The following is a 21175-nucleotide window of genomic DNA, read 5'->3' on the forward strand; positions in this document are numbered from 1 at the left end:
AAGGGAGCGTCCCCATGCCCGTGGAACCGCTGTCGCAGAAGGAGATCGAGGCACACCTCTCGGAGCTGCCCGGCTGGTCCCTCGCCGGGGACCGGCTCACCCGCTCCTACCGGCTCGGGTCGCACATCGCGGCGGCGGCCATGGTCGTGCACATCGCCCAGGTCCAGGACGAGCTGGACCACCACTCCGACCTCACCCTCGGCTACCGGAGCGTCGAGCTGTCCGTGAACACCCACAGCGTGGGCGGCGCCGTCACCGGACTCGACGTCGAACTCGCCCGCCGCGTGGCGGCGCTGGCCCCGGCGCACGGGGCGGACTGAGCCGACGCGGCGCACGGCACGTAGATGACGTTGAACGCCGAACGTCGAAAGGGGGGAGCGGTCATGCTCGACTACGACAAGGAAGCCGAGGGCTACGACGCCTGGCGCGGCGGTGAGCCCAGGGCGGCGGCCGCCGCCGACGCCGTACTCGGACTGGTGCCGCCAGGGGCCCGCGCCCTGCTGGATCTCGCCTGCGGCACCGGCATCGTCACCCGGCGGCTCGCGGCGGCCCGCGACGGCCTGCGGGTGACCGGCGTGGACCGGTCGCCCGCGATGGCCCGGCAGGCCGCCGACCGGCTGCCGGGCGCCGTCGTCCTCGCCGACGCCCGCCGACTGCCGTTCCGGGACGGCGAGTTCGACGCCGTGACGAGTGTGTGGCTGCTGCACCTGGCGCCGACGGCCGAGGACGCGCGGGCCATCGTCGCGGAGTGCGCCCGGGTGCTGCGGCCCGGCGGGGTGTACGTCACGACCGTCGACAAGGGTGCCTCCCACAACGTCGGCAGTGACATCGATGCCGTGATGGCCGCCCGCCCCCGGGTCCCGGCCATGGACGCCCCGCACCTGGTGGAGTCGTACGCCGCCGAGTGCGGGCTGCGGGCCGCCGGACGGGCCCGCTTCCCGGGGCGGGGGCAGGGGCGCAGCCCGCGCCGTGCCATCGCGGACCTGCGCCGCGGATGGTTCGCCACGGTGCCGCCCGGCACTCCGCTGGCGGAGGAGTTCGTCGCGCGCCTGGCCGCCCTCCCCGACCAGGACCGGGACCGCCCGGACCCGGTGTTCACGCTGCGGGCGTTCCGCAAGGGCTGACGCGGGCACCCCGGCAACCGTTCCGGGAGCGGCGGCGACCGGTAGGCGGAACCCATCCGTCCTCCCGGGAGGTACCCCCGTGAAGCACCCGCACCAGCACCGCAGACGCCGTAGGCCCGCCGTCCTCGCGGCGGCCGTCGCCGCGACCGCGCTGGCGGGCGCCGGGCTGACCGCGCTCACCACCGACACCGCCCAGGCCGCGACCGCCCGTCAGGTAGAGCGGCTCGACCGCGGCGTGGTCAGCGTGTACACCGGCAGCGGCAACCTGGTCAGCTGGCGCTGGCTGGCCACCGACCCGAACGACGTCTCCTTCAACGTCTACCGGGCCGGTACGAAGGTCAACTCCACGCCGGTCACCGGCTCCACCAACTACTTCCACTCCGGCGCCCCGTCGCACGCCGACTACACCGTCCGCGCGGTCGTCAACGGCGTGGAGCAGGGCGACTCCGTGCACGCCGTGCAGTTCCGCGCCGGGTACAAGGACGTCCCGCTGAGCCCACCGGCCGGGGGCACCACCCCCGACGGCGTCGCCTACACCTACGAGGCCAACGACGCCTCCGTGGCCGACCTCGACGGCGACGGCGCCCTCGACTTCGTGCTGAAGTGGCAGCCCACCAACGCCAAGGACAACTCCCAGTCCGGCTACACCGGCAACACCGTCGTCGACGGCATCAAGCTCGACGGCACCCGGCTGTGGCGCGTCGACCTGGGCCGCAACATCCGCTCCGGCGCCCACTACACCCAGTTCCAGGCGTACGACTACGACGGCGACGGCAAGGCCGAGGTCGCCATGAAGACCGCCGACGGCACGGTCGACGGCACCGGCGCCGTCATCGGCAGCGCGTCGGCCGACCACCGCAACGCCAGCGGCTACGTCCTGTCCGGACCCGAGTACCTGACCATGTTCAACGGGCAGACCGGCAGGGCGATGGGCACCGTCGACTATGTCCCGGCCCGCGGCACGGTCTCCTCCTGGGGCGACTCCTACGGCAACCGCGTCGACCGCTTCCTCGCGGGCACCGCCTACCTGGACGGCGCCCGGCCCTCCCTGATCATGGCCCGCGGCTACTACACCCGGACCGTCATCGCCGCCTGGGACTGGCGGGGCGGCGCCTTCACCCGCCGCTGGACCTTCGACACCAACTCCTCCACCAACTCCGGCCGGGGCTACGACGGCCAGGGCTCGCACAGCCTGTCCGTGGGCGACGTCGACAACGACGGCCGCGACGAGATCGTCTACGGCTCGATGGCCGTCGACGACAACGGCAACGGTCTGTGGACCGCGCGGACCGGCCACGGCGACGCCCAGCACCTCGGCGACCTCGACCCGTCGACACCGGGCCTTGAGTACTTCAAGGTCTCCGAGTCCACCTCGCAGCCCGCCGAGCTGTATCTGAACCCCGCCAACGGCGCCGTCCGCTGGCAGCTCTCCCCCTGCTGCGACAACGGCCGCGGCGTCGCGGCCGACATCTACGCGGGCAACGACGGCGCCGAGGTGTGGTCGGCCTCCGACAGCTCCATCCGGGACGAGGCCGGTGCCACCAAGGGCCGCGAGCCGTCCTCGGTGAACTTCCTCGCCTGGTGGGACGGCGACGTGGTGCGTGAACTGCTCGACGGCACCCGCATCGACAAGTACGCCACCTCCGGCGAGACCCGGCTGCTGACCGGCTCCGGTGTCTCCTCCAACAACGGCACCAAGGCCACGCCCGCCCTCTCCGGCGACATCATCGGCGACTGGCGCGAGGAGGTCGTCTGGCGCACCGGCGACAACCGCAACCTGCGGATCTACTCCACGCCCCACGAGACGACGACCCGGATCACCACCCTGCTCCACGACACCATGTACCGCACGGGTCTCGCCTGGCAGAACACCGCCTACAACCAGCCCCCGCACCCGAGTTTCTTCCTCGGCAACAGGATGCCGACGGCGCCCCGGCCGACCGTGTACACGCCGTAGAGGGGGTAGGCGCTAGGGGGAGGGCCCCAAGGCCAGAGAGGAGCTGTGCCGTGCCGATCACCTTCCGCAAGAGCTTCCGGATCCTCCCCGGTGTCCGCGTCAACCTCAACCGCCGTTCCTTCTCCCTCACCTTCGGCCACCGGAACGGCCCCAAACGCACCTACTCGAGTTCCGGCCGCACCACTACCAGCCACGACCTGCCTGGGCCGTTCGGCTACCGCTCCACCCGCACCCGCGGTCGCCGTCGCTGACACCGCCCGGCACACCGAGGCCCCGCCCGTGACGCGGCGGGGCCTCGGTGCGCGGGCCGGAGGGGTCAGCCGACCGCGCAGGTCCGGTCACCCAGCCTGAACGCCGTGGGTTGCGGGTTGGACTGGCTCCAGTTGCCCGTGAAGCCGAAGCTCACCGAGGAACCGGCCGCCACGTTGGCGTTCCAGCCGACGTTCCGCGCCGTCACCGTCGCGCCCGACTGGGCGTGCTCGGCGTTCCACATCTGCGTGACCGTCTGGCCCTGCCCGAACGCCCAGCTCAGCGACCAGCCGGACCACGCCGTGGTTCCGGTGTTGGTGAGCCGTACGTCCGCCTGGAAGCCGCCCGACCACTGGTTGGTGATGTCGTACGTCACCGTGCAGGCGCCGGTCGGGCCGGGGTCCGGGTCGGGGTCGGGGTCCGTGCCGCCGGTGTCGGACGTGTCGCCGTAGATGATGCCCCGGCCGTTGGTCGCCACGTACACCCGTCCGTAGACGCGCGGGTCGCCGGTGATCGCGGCGCCGGTCCAGCCCCACTGGTGGGCGTCGTCGTTGACGCGGGTCCAGCTCGCGCCCCGGTCGGTGGAGCGGAAGATGCCGCGGACGCCGCCGATCTCGGCGCTGGTGTAGAGGGTCTGGTAGGAGGCGCCGGGGGCCGCCTTGCCGAAGCCGATGGTGTCGGCGGCGCCGACGTTCGGCAGCTTGGTGAAGCTGGCGCCGCGGTCCGTGGAGTGCCACAGCCCGTACGCGCCGTCCGGCTCACCGCCCGCCAGCCAGATCTCGCCCTCCGTGCCGGGCAGCGCCTTGAAGCGGACGCTGTCACCCGCGGGCAGCCCGGTCGCGGCGGACGCGGTGAAGGTGGCGCCGCCGTCCGTGCTGACGTAGAACCTCCCCGACTTGAAGCCGTAGAAGGTGCGCGGGTCGACCCGGTCGGACTCGACGACCGCGCCCGCCGGGATGCCGCTGGACGCCGACCAGGACGAGCCGAAGCCGGTGGTGTGGTGGACGCCCGCGCCCTCGGGGCTCCACACGAACCGGCTCCCGTCGGCCGCCGCCGCGACCGTGCCGCCGCCGCTGACGCCCGAGGGGTCGCTGCCCGGGAACCAGTTGGCGCCGTTGTCGGTGGAGAAGGCCACATGCGGACCGGAGTCGAGGTGGCCGACGCGGACGACGGTGTTCGGGTTGGACTCGGCGAAGTCCAGGCTGGTGGTGGAGGTGAAGTTGGGCTGGGTGTACATCATCGGCGGGACCTTGGTGAGGTCGGTGTGCCGGAAGCCGCCGATGTCACCGAGCGCGCTGAGCAGCGGCGCGCCGGACGGGGGAGAGGCCAGGTCGAGGACCGCCGTCTCCTCCAGGCCCTGCACCATCGGCTTGATGGTGAACTGGCTGCCCCTGTCCCAGTTGGTGAGGTTCTCGGTGCCGTAGATGGTGGCCCCGGTGCCGTACATCAGCCGGTCGGAGTCGAACGGGTCGATCTCCATCGCCTCGGTCATCCAGCCCAGCTTGGGCGTCTGCTCGGGCGGGGACGGGTTCGCCCCCCAGGTCAGCCAGGGGGAGGACGAGACGTCCATGGTGTAGCGGTCGGAGCGGTTCGGGTACGACGTGTACTCCCACGCCTGCGTCCAGGTGGCACCGCTGTCGGTGGAGCGGAAGATCTGGGTGTCCGGCCACCAGGAGCTGTACGCCGTCGCCATCACCGTGCCCGGGTCCTGCCGGTCGACGGTCAGCCCGCTGAAGCCGTAGTAGGTGTCGGCCTCCGCGACCGGGCTGACGTCGGTCCAGGTGCCGGTGGCCGTGGTGTACCGCCACAGCCGCCCCTTGCCGCCGTCGTAGGGGCCGCCCTTGTCGCTGTAGGCGATGTAGAGGTGGCCGTTCGCCGTGTCCAGGACACCCTTGTGCGGGAGGTGGCCGGTGGGCTGGCCCGCGATCCGTGACCAGGTCGCGCCCGCGTCCGTCGACCGGTACACGGCGTTGTCCTTGTCCGCCACACCGACGTAGATCGTCCGCGTGGCGTTTCCGGCCGTGCCCGTGGACTCGTCGAAGGTGACCCAGGCGATGCCCTGGTTGTCGGAGGCGTAGCCGCTGGTGTCACCCGGGTCCTGCACGTAGTTGCCGGGGTTGGGGAAGCTCGTCACCTCGGACCAGGTGACGCCCGAGTCCGTCGACCGCCACAGGCCCTTGCCGCTCGGCGCGCCCAGGTACAGCACGCTGCTCCGGTTCGGGTCGATCGCCAGGCGCTCGCCCATGCCCCGGCCGGGCATGTTGCCGCCCAGCTTGAACGGCAGCTCGGTCTTGCGCCAGGTCGCGCCCCGGTCCACGGAGCGCAGCACCGCCCCGTTCCCGGGGTCCCAGCTGTTGGTGTACGTGCCGACGGCCGCGTACACCCGGTCGGGGTCGACGGAGTCGGTGGCGATGCTCACCACGCCGGTGTGCCCCCAGTCGTCCCAGCCGACCGAGTCCAGCAGGGGCGTCCAGGTCTTCGTCGACTGCTGCCAGCGGTAGGCGCCGCCGATGTCGGTGCGGGCGTAGGCGAGGTCCTTCTCGGCGCGGTTGAAGACGATGCCGGGGACGAAACCGCCACCGTCGACTCGGGCGTTCTTCCAGGTGTAGGTGTCGGCGGCGAGCGCCGCCGTGGGCTGCGGCGCCTTCGCGGCGAGTGCGGGCGGGGTGCCCGCGAGCAGTCCGGCCGCCAGTGCCAGGACGGCCGTGAGGATGCGGGTTCTTCGCACGGTGGGGAGTCCTTCCTGTCCGGTCGTTCCGTTCAGGTGGTTTCCGTTGCGGTCGTTCCGTCAGCGGGCGTGCGACGGCCGGGCGGTCCCCAGTGCGGGTGGGGACCGCCCGGCCTTGGAGGGGACCCGCCGTCAGGTGGCGGGTCCCGGGTACACGGAGCCTTCAGCGGGGGCTATTCGAGGAGCTCCGCGTACGCGCCCATGGCCAGGGCGATGTCCGCCTGGGCCCAGAAGCGGTGGTACGTGAAGGTGGGCGCGGCACCGCCCGCCAGGTAGTTCTCGATCTTCGACCAGGCCGGGTCGTCCTCGTAGAAGGAACGGATCGAGGCGAAGGTCGAGCTGGAGTTGACCGGGTCGCCGTTCGGCATGGTGCCGGACCAGCCGCTCGGCACGTACACCGGGTCGTCGAACCGGCTGTAGTCGGTGCGGGTCTCCGGGACGGCGATGCCGAGCGCGTCCTGGTTGTGCTCCCACATGGCGTCCAGCAGCGCCTTCGCCACCCGGGCCGCCTCGGTGTCACCGGAGCGGTCCGCGTAGTGGATCAGGGTGTTGGCGTAGCTGCCCGCCACACCGACGTCGCTGCTGTAGTCGGTGACCGTGACGTGCAGGCCGTTGTTGGCACCCGGGCTGGACGCGTTCCAGGTGTCGGGCGCGCCCGACCACTGGAGTGTGGCGGGGATGCGGAAGGTGCCGTCCGGGTTGATCGTGGTCTCGGACAGCGCCCAGTCGACCCACTTGTCCAGGACCGTCTTGGCGGTGGCGTTGCCGGTCTGCTGGTACAGCTCGGCGACCCGCTGCATGGACCAGGCCTGGAAGCCGAACCACTGGTTGGACGGCGGGTCGTGGTACACCGGCTTCTCGTCGTAGTACATGCCGTAGAAGGTCGGTGTCCCGGCCGGGGGAGTGGCGTAGCGGCCCGCCCAGCTGTTGGTGGCGCCGCCCGCGATACCGCCCTCCGCCGACTGGAGCCAGCGGTAGAACTCGACCTGACGTTCCAGCGACTTGGCCCAGTCCGCCTGACCGGTCGCCGACTTCGGCTTCAGGTCGGGGTAGTTGGCGAGCGCGTAGGCGGCCATCGGGTTCTGGTAGCCGCCGTGCGCGTGGCTGGAGCCGATGCGCCAGGACCAGCCCGCCGAGGTGTCGGTGGCGCCGCCCCAGGCGTAGTACCAGGAGAGCAGGTAGTGCGAGGAGTCCTTGCCGGTGCCGGCCGGGCAGGTGGACGGCCCCACACAGTGGCCGATCTTCTTGAAGTACTTGTCGTAGGTGGCGTAGCGCAGGTAGTCGCCCATCTTCGCCGCCTTGGCGACGGTCCCGGCGATCTCCCCGCCCTTGCCCTGCTCCTCGGCCCACAGGTCCGCCCAGTACGCGGCCTGCACGGCGCGCGCGTCGGCGTCCGGGGCGTTGGTGAACTTCCACTGCTTCGCGTACGACGAGTCGCGGGTGAACAGGTCCAGGTACCCGTTCGGGCCGCCGTACTTGAAGGCGTCGCAGGTCGGCTGCGGAACCGTCTCCCACACCGACTCCTGCGGGCCGCGCTGGAAGGTGTTGATGTACGACGGTCCGGTGTCCGTCGGCCCCGCCTCGCACTTGCCGGGCGAGTTGCCGTAGCCGTAGACGTTGTCGACGTCCTGGAGCCAGTGCATGCCGTAGACGTCGTCCGTGCCGTAGGCCGACTTCAGCTCACCGGCGATCGGGTCCGGCCCCACCGAGACGCCGGTGTCCAGCGCCGAGGGGTACTGGCTGGGCTGGTCGTGCTCCGGCGCGTAGGTCGCGGGCTTGGACGGCGTGTAGAAGGAGTTCGTCGGCTGGTCCGCGTGCGTCGGGATCATGTACTTCTCCATGAGATCCCAGGCGCCGTTGAACTTGGTCCAGTCGCCGGTCACCTTGCCGTACATGGCCTGGAGCCAGATCAGATAGCTGTACGCCTCCGAGGTGGTCTCATGGCCGTGGTCCGGCGCCTCGACGAGCAGCGTCTCCACCGAGTGGTACGGGATGCCCTCGGGGGAGAAGTAGCCGTTCGCCGGGTCGGTGATCTTCCCGTACAGCTCCAGGAAGCGGGCGTCGTACTCCTTGGCCGCGGCGATCTGGGTGACCGTGACGGTCGCCTTGCCGTGGCCGGGCGCCGTCGACTCGAAGGTCGCCGCGCCGGTGCCGGAGGAGTCCGCGGTGACGGTCACCCGCTGCGGGGTGTTCCAGTTCGACGGGGTGAAGGTGAGCGAGCCGCCGCTGGTCACGGACAGGCCCGTGTTGCCGCCGGTGCGGGCGGTTGTCACCGTCACGTTCGCCGACGGCTGGGTCGACAGCCGTACCTCGAAGGTGCCGGTCTCGCCCTGGCGCACGGGCAGCTGCGCGGGGGTGGCGACCACGGCCGGACCGGAGGCGACCGTGATGCCGACGGGGGTGGAGTCACCGGTGGCGCCCAGGCTGTCGTACGCCTTCGCCACCAGAGAATGACTGCCCACGGTCAAGCTGGAGACCGAGAGCGAGTAGGGCGCGCTGGTGTCGGTGCCGAGCAGCGTGGTGTCGTCGTAGAACTCCACCTTGCTGATCGTGGCGTTGTCGGCCGCCGCGGCGGTGGCCGCCAGCGGGACCGCGTCACCCTGCGAGTACACCGCGCCCGGCGCCGGGCTGGTCAGCACGGTGATCGGCGGCTGGTGGGCACCGACGCAGGTGGTGCCGTTGACCGCGAAGGAGGTGGGGGCGGCGTTGCTGCCGCTGTAGGTGAACTGCGCGCCGGTCGAGACGGCCGCGCCGGCGGCGATCCGCCCGTTGTAGGACGCGTTGCGCACGGTGATCGTCTGGCCGGACTGGGACCATGTCCCGTTCCAGCCGTTGGTGAGCCGCTGGTTGCCCGAGTAGGAGTACGTCAGGTCCCAGCCGTCGATCACGTCCGTGCCGCGGTTGGTGATCGTCAGGTCCGCGGTGAAACCGGAACCCCAGTCGTTGGTCTTGTAGTCGACGCTGCACTGAACCGCCGCTGCCTGTGCGGGCGTTGGATTCGCGGCCAGCAGCGAGATCGGCACCGCGAAGGCCGCCACGACGGCGGTCCATAACCGCCGCGCGGTGCGGCGTCTGTTTCTGGGGGGCATGGTGCTGGTTCCTCCTTGCGGCTCGACGAAGTCAAGGCTTGAACCAGTGGGAGCGCTCCCATAGTGGGGATGGGGGTCTGACGGGTCAAGATGTGTGAACAGTCGAAAACGTTCGACAGTTCGGCTTCCAAAAAGTCAAGTAAGCCCTCTGTTCTTTACCGTCACTTGGCGCTACCTTCGCGTCACCAGTGGGAGCGGTTCCAATCAGTCGACGCGTCCGTCACGTCGCGCCGGTACTGCCAGGAGTCCGCTCATGTGGCACCCCCCGCGTTCAGGTCTTTTACTCGCGCAGCGGCACCGTGCCGCGCGTTCCGGCGCGCTCTCGACGGACCACCCCCACGAGAGGAAACCCGCACCGATGAGCCGTACCACCAGCACCAGAACAGCGCTGCTCGCCGCGCTGACCCTGGTCGCCGGCAGTGCCGGGACCGCCCTCGCGGCCGTCCCCGGCGACGTCGGTACCGCCGCCGTCCCCTGCACCGTCGCCTACCAGGTGCAGAACGACTGGGGCAGCGGTTTCACCGCCTCCGTCACGGTCACCAACAACGGCGCCGCCAAGAACGGCTGGTCCGTGAAGTGGTCGTACGCGGGCAACCAGCGCGTCACCAACGCGTGGAACGCACGCGTCACCCAGAGCGGCGCCGAGGTCACCGCCGCCAACGAGTCGTACAACGCCGCGCTGGCCACCGGCGGTTCGGCCACCTTCGGCTTCCAGGGCACCTACAGCGGCGGCAACGCCGTCCCCGCCACCTTCACCCTGGACGGTGTGACCTGCAACGTCGACGACGGCGGTGGCGGACCCGACCCGGACCCGGACCCGGGCGGCGGCACCGGTGACCGGGTCGACAACCCCTACACCGGCGCCAAGGTGTACGTGAACCCCGAGTGGTCCGAGAACGCCGCCGCCGAACCGGGCGGCAGCCGGATCGCCAACCAGCCGACCGGTGTCTGGCTGGACCGCATCGCGGCCATCAACGGCGTCAACGGCGGCATGGGCCTGCGCGACCACCTCGACGAGGCGCTGGTGCAGAAGGGCTCCGGCGAACTCGTCATCCAGCTGGTCATCTACAACCTGCCCGGCCGGGACTGCTCCGCCCTCGCCTCCAACGGTGAACTCGGCCCGACGGAGATCGACCGGTACAAGACCGAGTACATCGACCCGATCGCCGCGATCCTCGCCGATCCCAAGTACGCCGGCCTGCGGATCGTCACGACCGTCGAGATCGACTCGCTGCCCAACCTGGTCACCAACACGGGCAGCCGGGAGACGGCCACCCCCGAGTGCGACGTGATGAAGGCCAACGGCAACTACGTCAAGGGCGTGGGCTACGCGCTCAACAAGCTCGCGGACGCGGGCAACGTCTACAACTACGTCGACGCCGGGCACCACGGCTGGATCGGCTGGGACGACAACTTCGCGCCGTCCGCGCAGCTGTTCAAGGAGGCCGCGACCGCCGAGGGCGCGACCGTGAACGACGTGCACGGCTTCATCACCAACACGGCCAACTACAGCGCCCTGAAGGAGGAGAACTTCACGATCGACTCCACGGTGAACGGCACCTCCGTCCGCCAGTCCCAGTGGGTCGACTGGAACCGCTACGTGGACGAGCTGTCCTTCGCCCAGGGCTTCCGCAACCAGCTGGTCTCGGTCGGCTTCAACAGCAACATCGGCATGCTGATCGACACCTCCCGCAACGGCTGGGGCGGCAGCGCCCGGCCCTCCGGCCCCGGTGCGACGACCAGCGTGGACACCTACGTCGACGGCGGCCGCTACGACCGCCGGATCCACATCGGCAACTGGTGCAACCAGGCCGGTGCAGGGCTCGGCGAGCGTCCGCAGGCCAACCCGGAGCCCGGGATCGACGCCTACGTCTGGATGAAGCCCCCGGGCGAGTCCGACGGCTCCAGCCGTCAGATCGACAACGACGAGGGCAAGGGCTTCGACCGGATGTGCGACCCGGCGTTCACCGGTACCCCGCGCAACGGCTACAACCTCACGGGCGCCCTGGGTGACGCGCCGATCTCCGGGCACTGGTTCTCGGCCCAGTTCCAGGAGCTGATGAGGAACGCCTACCCGCCGCTGCCGTAACGCGGTGACGGTGCCGACCCGATCGTTTGCCGAGTCGGCAAGGCGAGTTGCCTCCTCCCGGTGTGCCGTCGCACGCTGACGGCACACCGGGAGAGAGGCTGGCCCCATGGCGCACGATCACGACCACGCCCACACCCACGACCACACCCACCACCACGGCGACCTCGACTGGACCGCCATGGCCCCGCACCTGGAGGCCGAGGCCGAGCTGTACACCCCGCTGTACGAGCGGGCCCTGGCCTGGCTCGGCAGGAAACAGACCGAGCCCGGTTTGATCGTCGACGCGGGCAGCGGTCCCGGCGTGGTCTCGGCGCTGCTCGCCGACGCCTTCCCCGGTGCCCGCGTCGTCGCCGTCGACGCCGCCGGGCCCCTGCTGGAGCGCGCCCGGGAGCGGGCGGAGCGGCGCGGGGTCGCCGACCGCTTCAGCACCCTCGCCGGTGAACTGCCCCGGATCCTCGACGACCTGGACTACCCGGCCGACCTGATCTGGGCCAGCAACAGCCTGCACCACCTCGGCGACCAGCGCGCCGCGCTCACCGCGTTCGCCGGGCGGCTCGCGCCGGGCGGCACCCTCGCACTGCTGGAGGGCGGACTGCCGGTCCGTTTCCTGCCGCGGGACATCGGCATCGGGCGGCCCGGTCTCCAGGCCCGGCTGGACGCGGCGCAGGCCGACTGGTTCGCCGAGATGCGCGCCGAACTGCCCGGCACCGTGGACGTGCCCGAGGACTGGCCCCAGCTGCTGGCCTCCGCGGGACTGCGGCCCACCGGCACCCGCAGCTTCCTGCTGGACGTGCCGCCCCCGGCCACCGACCGGGCCCGCTCCTGTCTGGTCACCACCCTCACCCGGGTCCGCGAGGCCTGCGCCGACCGCCTCGACGCCACCGACACCGCCACCCTCGACCGGCTCCTCGACCCCGACGACAGGGCGGGCCTGCTCCACCGGCGGGACGTGTTCTTCCTGACCGCGCGGACGGTGCACACGGCGGCCCGGATCGACGCCCCTCGATAAGCCCTTGACCTTGAGAGCGCTCCAAGTGATGGACTCCGGGCCTCACCACAACCAAGGGGGCATCATGACCGACTCTCCGTACTCTCCGGTGGCGCTCATCACCGGCGGCGGCAGCGGCATCGGCGCGGCGGTGGCACGACAGCTGCTGGACGCCGGGTACCGGGTCACCGTCACGGGGCGCGGCGAGGAGCGGTTGCGCGCCTTCGCCAAGGAACTCGGCGACCCGGACGGCCTGTTGACGATCACCGGCAACGCGGCCGACTACGGCGACGTGCGGTCGGCGGTCGACGCGACCCTGACGGCGTACGGCCGACTGGACACCGTCGTCGCCAACGCGGGCTTCGCCACCCATGACTCGGTCGCGGACGGGGACCCCGCCGGATGGCCGGAGATGGTGCTGACCAATGTGCTCGGCCCGGCCCTGCTGGTCCGCGCCTCCGTCGAGGCGCTGAAGGCGACCCGGGGCCGCATCGTGCTGGTCGGCAGCGTGGCCGGGTTCGTGCCCACACCGGGGAACATCTACGGCGCCACCAAGTGGGCGGTGACCGGGCTGGCCGAGAACACCCGGCGGCAGGTCACCGAATGGGGCGTCGGGGTGACCCTGATCGCGCCGGGCCGGGTAGAGACGCCGTTCTGGGACGGCTACGGCAGCCTGCCGCCCGGGAACCTGCTGACCTCCGAGCAGATCGCCGACTCGGTGGTCTGGGCGATCCGGCAGCCCGCGGGCGTCGACGTCAACACCGTCGTCGTACGGCCGGTCGGGCAGCCCAACTGACGCGCGCGCCCAGGGACCTCTGGTGGTCCCGGGGCGCGGGGGCGCTGGCGGGTCAGCCGAAGACGGCCGGGTCCGGGCCGATGCGGCGGTCCTCGTTGAGGGCGCTGATCGCGGCCAGGTCCTCGTCGTCCAGGCTGAAGTCGAACACGTCGATGTTCTCCCTGATCCGGGACGGCGTCACGGACTTCGGGATGACGACGTTCCCCAGCTGGAGGTGCCAGCGCAGCACGATCTGGGCCGGGGTGCGGCCGTGCTTGCGCGCGATGGCGACGATCGCCGGGACCTCCAGCAGCCCCTTGCCCTGACCGAGCGGCGACCACGCCTCCGTGGCGATGCCCTGCTCCGCGTGGTACTCGCGGGAGGCGTGCTGCTGGAGGTGCGGGTGCAGCTCGATCTGGTTGACGGCCGGGATGACCGAGGTCGCCTCGATCAGCTGCCGCAGGTGCTCGGGCAGGAAGTTGGAGACGCCGATGGCACGGATCCGGCCGTCCGCGTGGAGCTTCTCGAACGCCTTGTAGGTGTCGACGAAGGTGCCCTGGGACGGGATGGGCCAGTGGATGAGGTACAGGTCCAGATAGTCCAGGCCCAGCTTGCCGAGAGAGGTGTCGAAGGCGCGCAGGGTGGCGTCGTACCCCTGGTCGCTGTTCCAGAGCTTGGTGGTGACGAAGAGTTCCTCGCGGGGGATGCCCGATGCGGCGATGGCCCTGCCGGTGCCTTCTTCATTGCCGTAGATCGCCGCCGTGTCGATGCTGCGGTACCCGGCCTCCAGCGCGGTGCCCACCGCCTGCTGCGCCTCGTCGTCCGGCACCTGCCAGACGCCGAAGCCCAGCTGGGGCATCTCGACGCCGTTGTTGAGGATGATCGGGGGGACCTTGCTGCTCACTGGCTCGTGATCCTTACGGTTGTCGTCAGGTGGTGCTCCCATCGTCAACGATCACCGCCCCGAATGCATTCCGGACCGGCGATTTCAGGTCCGGTACAACGCCTCCACCACGTCCGCGAACGCCTTTTCGATCGCCTTGCGCTTCAGCTTCAGCGACGGTGTGAGCAGGCCGTGCTCCTCGGTGAAGGGCTGGGTGAGGATGCGGAAGGTGCGGATCTGTTCGGCCTGCGAGACCAGGGTGTTGGCGGCGACCACGGCGCGCCGCACCTCCATCTCCAGATCCGGGTCGCGCACCAGCTCGGTGTCCGGCGGGCGGGGCTTGGCACGCATCTGGAGCCAGTGGTCCACAGCCTCCTGGTCGAGGGTGACCAGGGCGGCCACGAAGGGGCGGTCGTTGCCGACGAGGACGCACTGGCTGACCAGGGGATGGTCCCGCACCCGCTCCTCCAGAGGCCCGGGGGAGACGCTCTTGCCGCCGGAGGTCACCAGGATCTCCTTCTTGCGGCCGGTGATGGTGAGATAGCCGTCCTCGTCGAGGAAGCCCAGGTCGCCGGTGGCCAGCCAGCCGTCGTGCAGGGTCTCGTCGGTGGCCTTGGGGTTGTTGAGGTAGCCCTGGAAGACATTGGGTCCGCGCAGCCAGATCTCGCTGTCGTCGGCGATGTGCACGGTCACGCCCGGCACGGGCTGTCCGACGGAGCCGTAGCGGGTGCGGTCGGGCGGGTTGGCGGTGGCGGCGGCGGTGGACTCGGTGAGGCCGTAGCCCTCGTAGATCTGTACGCCCGCGCCCGCGAAGAACAGGCCGAGGCGCCGGTCCATGGCGGAGCCGCCGGACATCGCGTTGCGGATCCGGCCGCCCATCGCGGCGCGCACCTTGGCGTAGACGAGCTTGTCGAACAGCTGGTGCTGGAGCCGCAGGGCCGCCGACGGCCCCGGACCGATGCCCCAGGCCCTGGCCTCCAGGGCCTCGGCGTACTTCACGGCGACGTCGACGGCCTTCTCGAAGGGCCCGGCCCGGCCCTCCTTCTCCGCCTTGCGGCGGGCCGCGGCGAACACCTTCTCGAAGATGTACGGCACCGCCAGGATGAACGTCGGCCGGAACGCGGCCAGGTCGGGCAGCAGCGCGGCGGCGTTCAGCTGCGGCTGGTGGCCGAAACGGACCCGGCCGCGGATCGCCGCCACCTCCACCATCCGCCCGAAGACATGGGCGAGCGGCAGGAAGAGCAGGGTGGCCGCCTCGTCGCCCCGGCGGGAGTGGAACACCGGCTCCCAGCGTTCGATGACGGTGTCCGCCTCCCACATGAAGTTGCCGTGCGAGATGACACAGCCCTTGGGGCGGCCGGTGGTGCCCGAGGTGTAGATGACGGTCGCGACCGAGTCGGGGGTGACGGCCCTGCGGTGCCGGTGCACCACCTCGTCGTCGAGGTGGGCGCCCGCGTCGTACAGCTCCCGCACCGCGCCAGAGTCCAGCTGCCACAGCTCGCGCAGCCGGGGCAGCCGGTCGATGACGGTGGCGATCGTCATGGCGTGGTCCTCGTGCTCCACCACCGCCGCCGTCACCTCGGCGTCGTAGAGCATCCAGAAGCACTGCTCGGCGGAGGACGTCGGGTAGACCGGCACCACCTGCGCGCCGATGCTCCACAGGGCGAAGTCGAACAGCGTCCACTCGTAGCGGGTGCGGGACATGATCGCGACCCGGTCGCCGAACCGTACGCCCCGCGCGAGCAGCCCCTTGGCCAGCGCGAGCACCTCGTCGCGGAACTCGCCGGAGGTGACGTCCCGCCACCGCCCGGCGTCGTCCTTGCGGCCGAGGGCGACGGCGCCCGGGTCGGTGTGGGCGTGTTCGAAGACGACGTCGGCCAGGCCGCCCACCGGTGGCGGCAGCTCCACCGGAGGATTGGTGAACTCACGCAAACCCGTACCGCCCCTTGCGACGCTGTGCTCGGTGCGCTGCAAGCTACCCCAGTAGTGACTGCGGAGTAAGTTCCCGCCGTGTGATCTGCACGGAATCTGTACGACCATGACCATGACGCGTACGACGTGGTCAGGGCCTCTGCAGCCGGTCGCCCGCCGCCAGGATCGCCGTGGACAGGGCGTCGGCGGCGCCCGCCGTGTCCTGGGCGGTGGGGCGGCGCGGGCCGTGCACCAGGACGAAGTCGACCTTGCCGAGTTCGGGGAGGCCGAAGCGGTCGGGGACCCGGACCAGGCCCGGCGGGATCAGCCCGCGCGAGTGCGCCATCACCCCGAGGCCCGCCCGTGCGGCGGCGATCAGCCCGTTGAGGCTGCCGCTGGTGCAGGCGATCCGCCAGGCCCGGCCCTGCCGCTGGAGGGCGTCGAGGGCGCGGGCGCGGGTGATGCCGGGCGGCGGGTAGACGATCAGCGGCACCGGGCGCTCGGAATCCAGCCGGAGGCGTTCCGCGCCGATCCAGACCAGCCGGTCGTGCCAGACCAGTTCGCCCCGGGCGTCCTGCGGCCGTCGCTTGGCGAGGACCAGGTCCAGCTTCCCGGAGGCCAGCCGCTCGTGCAGGGTGCCCGACAGCTCGACCGTCAGCTCCAGGTCGACCTCGGGGTGGTCGTGCCGGAAGCCCTCCAGGATCTCCGGCAGCCGGGTCAGCACGAAGTCCTCCGAGGCGCCGAAGCGCAGCCTGCCGCGCAGCCGGGTGCCGGTGAAGAACGCCGTGGCCTGCTCGTGCACCGCCAGGATGCGGCGGGCGAAGCCGAGCATGGCCTCGCCGTCCTCGGTCAGCTCCACCGAGTGCGTGTCCCGGCTGAACAGCTGCCGTCCGGTGGCGTCCTCCAGGCGGCGCACGTGCTGGCTGACCGTCGACTGGCGCAGACCGAGGCGCCGGGCGGCCCGGGTGAAACTCAGCGTCTGCGCCACCGCGAGGAAGGTGCGCAGCTGGGAGGGGTCGTACACCTCGCCCACGTTATCGCGGAACGTGATGGCAGTCAGAGTGGTATGCGGGATTCCCGATCGGTCGACGGAGGAGCAAGATGGAGCGGGGACGCCTTTGTCCGACCGTCCGCCGTCCTCCGTACCGTCCGAGTTCCGTGGAGCACCGTGAAACGCCTGCGCTGGCCGGCCCGGATGCCGGTCGACCCCTACATCCTGATGCTGCTCGGGACGGTGGGCCTCGCGGCGCTGGTACCGGCCCGCGGCACGGGTGCCGAGGTGGCGTCAGGGGCGTCCACGGCCGCGATCGCCGTCCTGTTCTTCCTCTACGGCATACGGCTGTCCACCCGGGAGGCGCTGGACGGACTCAAGCACTGGCGGCTCCATGTCACGGTGCTGGCCTGCACCTTCCTTGTCTTCCCCCTGCTCGGCCTGGCGGCGCGCGGATTCGTCCCGGTGCTGCTGACCGACCCGCTCTACCAGGGCCTGCTGTTCCTCACCCTCGTCCCCTCGACCATCCAGTCGTCGATCGCGTTCACCTCCATCGCCCGCGGCAACGTGCCCGCCGCCATCTGCGCGGGCTCCTTCTCCTCGCTGGCCGGGATCGTGCTCACCCCGCTGCTCGCGGCCTCGCTGCTGGGCGGCGCGGCGGGCGGCTTCGCCGCCGACTCCGTGCTCCAGATCGTGCTGCAACTGCTGGTGCCGTTCGTCGCCGGACAACTGCTGCGCCGCTGGCTCGGCGGCTTCGTCGCCCGGCACAAGAAGGTCCTCGGGTTCGTCGACCGCGGCTCGATCCTGCTGGTCGTCTACACCGCGTTCAGCGAGGGCATGGTGCACGGCGTCTGGCACCAGGTGAGCGCCGCCCGGCTGGCCGGGCTGCTGGCGGTGGAGGCCGTGCTGCTGGCCGTGATGCTCTCCCTGACCTGGTACGGCGCCAAGGCGCTGCGGTTCAGCCGCGAGGACCGGATCGCCATCCAGTTCGCCGGGTCGAAGAAGTCCCTCGCCGCCGGGCTGCCGATGGCGAGCGTCCTGTTCGGGGCGCAGGCCTCGCTCGCCGTGCTGCCGCTGATGCTGTTCCACCAGATGCAGCTGATGGTCTGCGCGGTGATCGCCAAGCGCCGCTCCCGTGACCCCGTGGAGGCGGAGGTCAGCGCTCCGGGGCCAGACGCAGGGTCACGAACCGTGGTCGGTAGCGGGACACGTTCCCGTTGATCTGCGCCGCCGCGTCCACGCCGGGCAGTGCGTTGACGTCGTGGCTGAGCACCAGCCGCCCGTCGCCGCTCAGCTCGGGATGGGTCTGCGGGTTGTACGCGGCGACCTCGCCGGCGGGCAGCGGTGGCCGCAGCTCCCGGCCGGGCCCGTGCCAGGGGCCGGTGGGGGAGCAGGCCCAGTACGACGTCACCGTGGTCAGCCCGGCGCCGCCCGCCGCCATCGTGAACAGCATGTACGTGCCCCCCGTGCGGACCACCGAGAACGCGCTGGCCACGCCGGTGCGCCGCTCGTCGCCGAGGACCGGGACCGCGCGCTCGGCGGCGCGGGTCCAGCCGGAGCCGGTCCAGTACCGCCAGGCCGCGTGGTCGGTCAGCCGCCCCTCGGGCACCCGGGCCAGGTACGCAGAGGAGGTCGCCCGCGAGGCCGCCCGGCCGTCGTCGCCGCCGAAGACGTACGTCCAGCCGTCCCGCTCGACCAGCGTCGTGCCGTAGAGCACCCGCCGGGACGGGTCGGGCAGCAGCCGCTGGCCGAGGACCTCGGAGACCGACTCGACGCGCAGGTCCGGCAGGGAGAGCGTGGCGACCTCGGTGGCGGTGGGCACGCCGTAGATCCACGGGGCCTGCCCCGCCGTACGCACCCACAGCAGGACCCGGACGACCCGCTCCGCCGAGCCGGGCTCGCGCGGCTCGACGCGGGCCGCGACCGGCCAGCGCCACTGGTCGGGCGCCGGGTCGGGGAACAGCGGCGCGGGCAGCGTACGCCGCAGCCGTCCCTCCTCCATCACGACCGCGGAGTTGCGCACCAGGGGCGCGGTCGGATCGCGCCAGGCGGCCGACTCGCCGGACGGGCCGGGCGGGGCGTGCACCCGGCCGAGGTAGGTGTCGGAGAACAGCCACAGCACCCTGCCGTCCGGCAGGGCCACGGAGTGGGTGCCGTCGCCGCCGGTCCAGTCGTCGGTGCGGGCCGCGTCGTCGCCGTAGCGGGCGAACTCGGCGGTGAGGGCGTCGGCGGGCGACCAGTCGGCGACGGTGTGCGGTGCGCAGTCGCCGCCGTCCCCGTCGTCGGGGAGCGCCGTGAGCAGCACGGCCGCGAGAGCCAGGGTCAGCAGCAGGCCGACCCCGGCTCCCGTGCGCTGTCGTGCTCGTACGGCGTCGGGCACGACAGCGGACGTTAGCCGCTGCCGGTCACCCGGTCCATGGGCAGCCAGGCCAGGGAGCCGAACAGTGGCGCGTTCCCGGTGCCGCGCAGGGCGCCGACCTCGCCGTCGCTCAGCGCGCGGTTCCAGACCCGTACGTCGTCGATGGCGCCGGTGAAGTGGGCGCGGCCGTCCATCCGCTGGCCGATGTGCACGCCGAACGGCGAGTTGCGGCTGACCGAGCCGGGCACGTCCGCCGTGCTGACCGGCTCGTCGTCCACGAACAGCGTCAGCTTGCCGCCGCCACGGCGCAGCACCGCGTGGTGCCACTCGCCGTCGTTGTGCGCGTCGGCGTGGCCCACATGGGCGGTGTGCACGGTCCGGGCGCCCTCACGGGTGGTGATCAGCCCGCGCACCTGGCCGCTCGCGGGCTCCCCGCGCAGCCACACCTGCGGCTGGCTGTTGCCGATGCCGCCCATCCACAGCAGTGGCTGCTCGCCCTGGTCCGCCGTGTACCGGAACCACAGGGAGGCCGTGAAGTCACCGCTGCCGAGGGCGAGTTCGGGGCGGTAGGGCAGGCGTACGGCGTCGTCGGTGCCGTCGAAGGAGAGCGCCTGTCCGATCACGCCCTTCGTCGGCGTGGCACCGCCGAGCACCGTGGCCCGGGGGGCGAGCAGACCGTGGTCGGCGGTGGTGGGGTCGGCGGCGCGGCGCGGGGCCAGCCGGTCTTCGGCGACCCGGACGAAGCGGATCTCGTCGCGCGCGTCGACCGCGCCGCCCTCGTACATCAGGCCGACGGTGTCGGTGTCGACGTCCACCAGGTCGGAGTAGCCCGCCCAGTCCCCGGCGATGACCGTGCCCCGGTCCACGCTGTCCCAGGTGCGGCCGCCGTCGTAGGAGGAGCGCAGCATCATGGTGCGGCGGCGGTCCGGGTCGCCGGGCGCCGACAGCAGGACCCGGTCGTCCAGGGTGAGCAGCGCGCCCTGCACCTCCGGCGTGTACAGGTCCGGCAGGCCCTGGAACGGGGTGGTGAAGGTCTCGCCGCCGTCGTTGCTGAGGGCCTGGGAGCGGTGGCCGAGGTCGCTGCCGTTCTCGTCGCGGCTGCTGACCAGCAGCCTGCCGTCGGGCAGTTCGGCCGGGGTGACCTCGGAGGGCTTCTGCCGGAAGGAGCCGTCGGCGGCGACCGGCCAGGAGTCGGTGGCGCCGATCCGCCAGTTCTCGCCGCCGTCGTCGCTGATCACCAGCGCGGCGTGGTTGTCGGTGACCCGGCCGCCGCTGTAGGTCTCGGCGTTGACGCCGAGGACGAGGCGGCCCGCGTGGGCGCCCCGGGTGAGCTGGACGCCGTGCACGGGGCCGGTGGCGAACCAGGAGTTCCAGTTCGGGGGGAGCAGTTCGGCGCTCAGGTCGCGCGGCTTGGACCAGGTGCGGCCGTCGTCGTCGCTGTACTGGAGCCAGGGCGCGCGGTCGCAGGGGATGGCGCAGTGCCCGCTGTCGGTGCGGCCCGTGTTGTAGGTCTGGGCCAGCACGATCCGGCCGGTCCTGCGGTCGACGACCGGGGCGGGGTTGCCGTGGGTGTCGCCGCCGCCTGCGTTGATCACCTGAAGCGGGCCCCAGGTGCGGCCGCCGTCCGTGGAGCGCTTGAGGACGATGTCGATGTCGGTCGCGTCACCGCAGTTGAGGACCCGGCCCTCGGCGAAGGCGAGCAGGGTGTTGGCGTTGGTGCGCACGATCGCGGGGATGCGGAAGCAGGCGTAGCCGCCGGGGTCGCGGTCGGCGCGGAAGAGGACCTGATGGTCGAAGGGGGCCGCCTGCGACCCGGTGGCGGGCCGGGCCTGCGCGGTGCCCGGCAGCATGCCCGCGGCGGCGACGACCGCGGCGGCGGTGAGAGTGGCTCTGAGACGGACGTGACGGCTTGACGGCCGGTGTGACCTGCCCTTCAGGGCTGGGCGACGCATCGACCGCACCTCCAGGAGTTCGTTGGGGATCCCAACGATTATCAGGCAATCATGGGTAAATCCAACGAATCCGGCCTAGA

General features: G+C 71.7%; 15 protein-coding genes. 8 read left to right on the forward strand and 7 right to left on the reverse strand.

The genetic code is table 11. The features are described 5' to 3' along the window. Positions 1-14: 14 nt before the first annotated feature. From KBY47_RS19370 to KBY47_RS19385, 4 genes are all read left to right on the forward strand, one after another. Positions 15-320 carry a 4a-hydroxytetrahydrobiopterin dehydratase gene (locus KBY47_RS19370; protein WP_210922427.1) on the forward strand — a complete coding sequence of 102 codons (306 nt, stop codon included), beginning with the start codon at positions 15-17 and terminating at the stop codon, positions 318-320. Positions 321-383: 63 nt separating this feature from the next. After that, a complete protein-coding gene (locus KBY47_RS19375) occupies positions 384-1124 on the forward strand; it encodes a class I SAM-dependent methyltransferase (RefSeq protein WP_210922428.1) in 741 nt (246 codons plus the stop codon). Positions 1125-1203: 79 nt separating this feature from the next. Beyond that, a complete protein-coding gene (locus KBY47_RS19380; RefSeq protein WP_210922429.1) occupies positions 1204-3081 on the forward strand; it encodes a rhamnogalacturonan lyase in 1878 nt (625 codons plus the stop codon). Between the two features lie 50 nt (positions 3082-3131). Then, the gene (locus KBY47_RS19385) at positions 3132-3332 is read left to right on the forward strand and encodes a DUF4236 domain-containing protein (protein ID WP_210922430.1); all 201 of its coding nucleotides are present in this window, start codon (positions 3132-3134) and stop codon (positions 3330-3332) included. Between the two features lie 65 nt (positions 3333-3397). On the opposite strand, the gene KBY47_RS19390 is transcribed toward KBY47_RS19385, so the two are convergent. After that, positions 3398-6058 (reverse strand): cellulose binding domain-containing protein, encoded by a 2661-nt coding sequence (locus KBY47_RS19390; RefSeq protein ID WP_210922431.1) that lies wholly within the window; start codon positions 6056-6058, stop codon positions 3398-3400. Positions 6059-6231: 173 nt separating this feature from the next. Then, entirely contained in the window at positions 6232-9147 is a 2916-nt protein-coding gene (locus tag KBY47_RS19395) for a glycoside hydrolase family 48 protein (RefSeq protein WP_210922432.1), read from the reverse strand. Between the two features lie 358 nt (positions 9148-9505). Between KBY47_RS19395 and KBY47_RS19400 the strand changes: the two genes are divergently transcribed. The 3 genes from KBY47_RS19400 to KBY47_RS19410 all read left to right on the forward strand — a co-directional run bounded on the left by KBY47_RS19400 (position 9506) and on the right by KBY47_RS19410 (position 13020). Beyond that, positions 9506-11236, forward strand: coding sequence for a glycoside hydrolase family 6 protein (locus tag KBY47_RS19400; protein WP_210922433.1), 1731 nt, complete (start codon positions 9506-9508; stop codon positions 11234-11236). Between the two features lie 106 nt (positions 11237-11342). Further along, positions 11343-12245: a trans-aconitate 2-methyltransferase gene (locus tag KBY47_RS19405; RefSeq protein WP_210922434.1), complete on the forward strand. Its 903-nt coding sequence runs from the start codon at positions 11343-11345 to the stop codon at positions 12243-12245. Between the two features lie 64 nt (positions 12246-12309). Continuing rightward, the gene (locus KBY47_RS19410) at positions 12310-13020 is read left to right on the forward strand and encodes an SDR family oxidoreductase (RefSeq protein WP_210922435.1); all 711 of its coding nucleotides are present in this window, start codon (positions 12310-12312) and stop codon (positions 13018-13020) included. Between the two features lie 52 nt (positions 13021-13072). Here the strand turns inward: KBY47_RS19410 and KBY47_RS19415 are convergent, their stop codons facing one another. The 3 genes from KBY47_RS19415 to KBY47_RS19425 form a co-directional block, all read right to left on the reverse strand. Then, positions 13073-13903 (reverse strand): aldo/keto reductase, encoded by an 831-nt coding sequence (locus KBY47_RS19415; protein ID WP_308405204.1) that lies wholly within the window; start codon positions 13901-13903, stop codon positions 13073-13075. 84 nt (positions 13904-13987) lie between these two features. Continuing rightward, on the reverse strand, positions 13988-15814 hold the full coding sequence (locus KBY47_RS19420) for a long-chain fatty acid--CoA ligase (protein ID WP_210922437.1): 1827 nt from the start codon (positions 15812-15814) through the stop codon (positions 13988-13990). Between the two features lie 130 nt (positions 15815-15944). Then, entirely contained in the window at positions 15945-16817 is an 873-nt protein-coding gene (locus KBY47_RS19425; RefSeq protein ID WP_210922438.1) for a LysR substrate-binding domain-containing protein, read from the reverse strand. A 171-nt stretch (positions 16818-16988) separates the two neighbouring features. On the opposite strand from KBY47_RS19425, the gene KBY47_RS19430 reads away from it, so the two are divergent. Next, positions 16989-18005: a bile acid:sodium symporter family protein gene (locus KBY47_RS19430; protein ID WP_210922486.1), complete on the forward strand. Its 1017-nt coding sequence runs from the start codon at positions 16989-16991 to the stop codon at positions 18003-18005. Here the strand turns inward: KBY47_RS19430 and KBY47_RS19435 are convergent. Both KBY47_RS19435 and KBY47_RS19440 read right to left on the reverse strand, forming a co-directional pair. Then, on the reverse strand, positions 17941-19164 hold the full coding sequence (locus tag KBY47_RS19435) for a DUF4185 domain-containing protein (protein ID WP_210922439.1): 1224 nt from the start codon (positions 19162-19164) through the stop codon (positions 17941-17943). The two genes, KBY47_RS19430 and KBY47_RS19435, sit on opposite strands and share 65 nt — an antisense overlap. 11 nt (positions 19165-19175) lie before the next feature. Continuing rightward, the gene (locus KBY47_RS19440) at positions 19176-21095 is read right to left on the reverse strand and encodes an exo-alpha-sialidase (protein WP_210922440.1); all 1920 of its coding nucleotides are present in this window, start codon (positions 21093-21095) and stop codon (positions 19176-19178) included. Positions 21096-21175 lie beyond the last annotated feature (80 nt).

This window comes from Streptomyces sp. B93 (assembly GCF_018070565.1).
Taxonomy (GTDB): domain Bacteria; phylum Actinomycetota; class Actinomycetes; order Streptomycetales; family Streptomycetaceae; genus Streptomyces.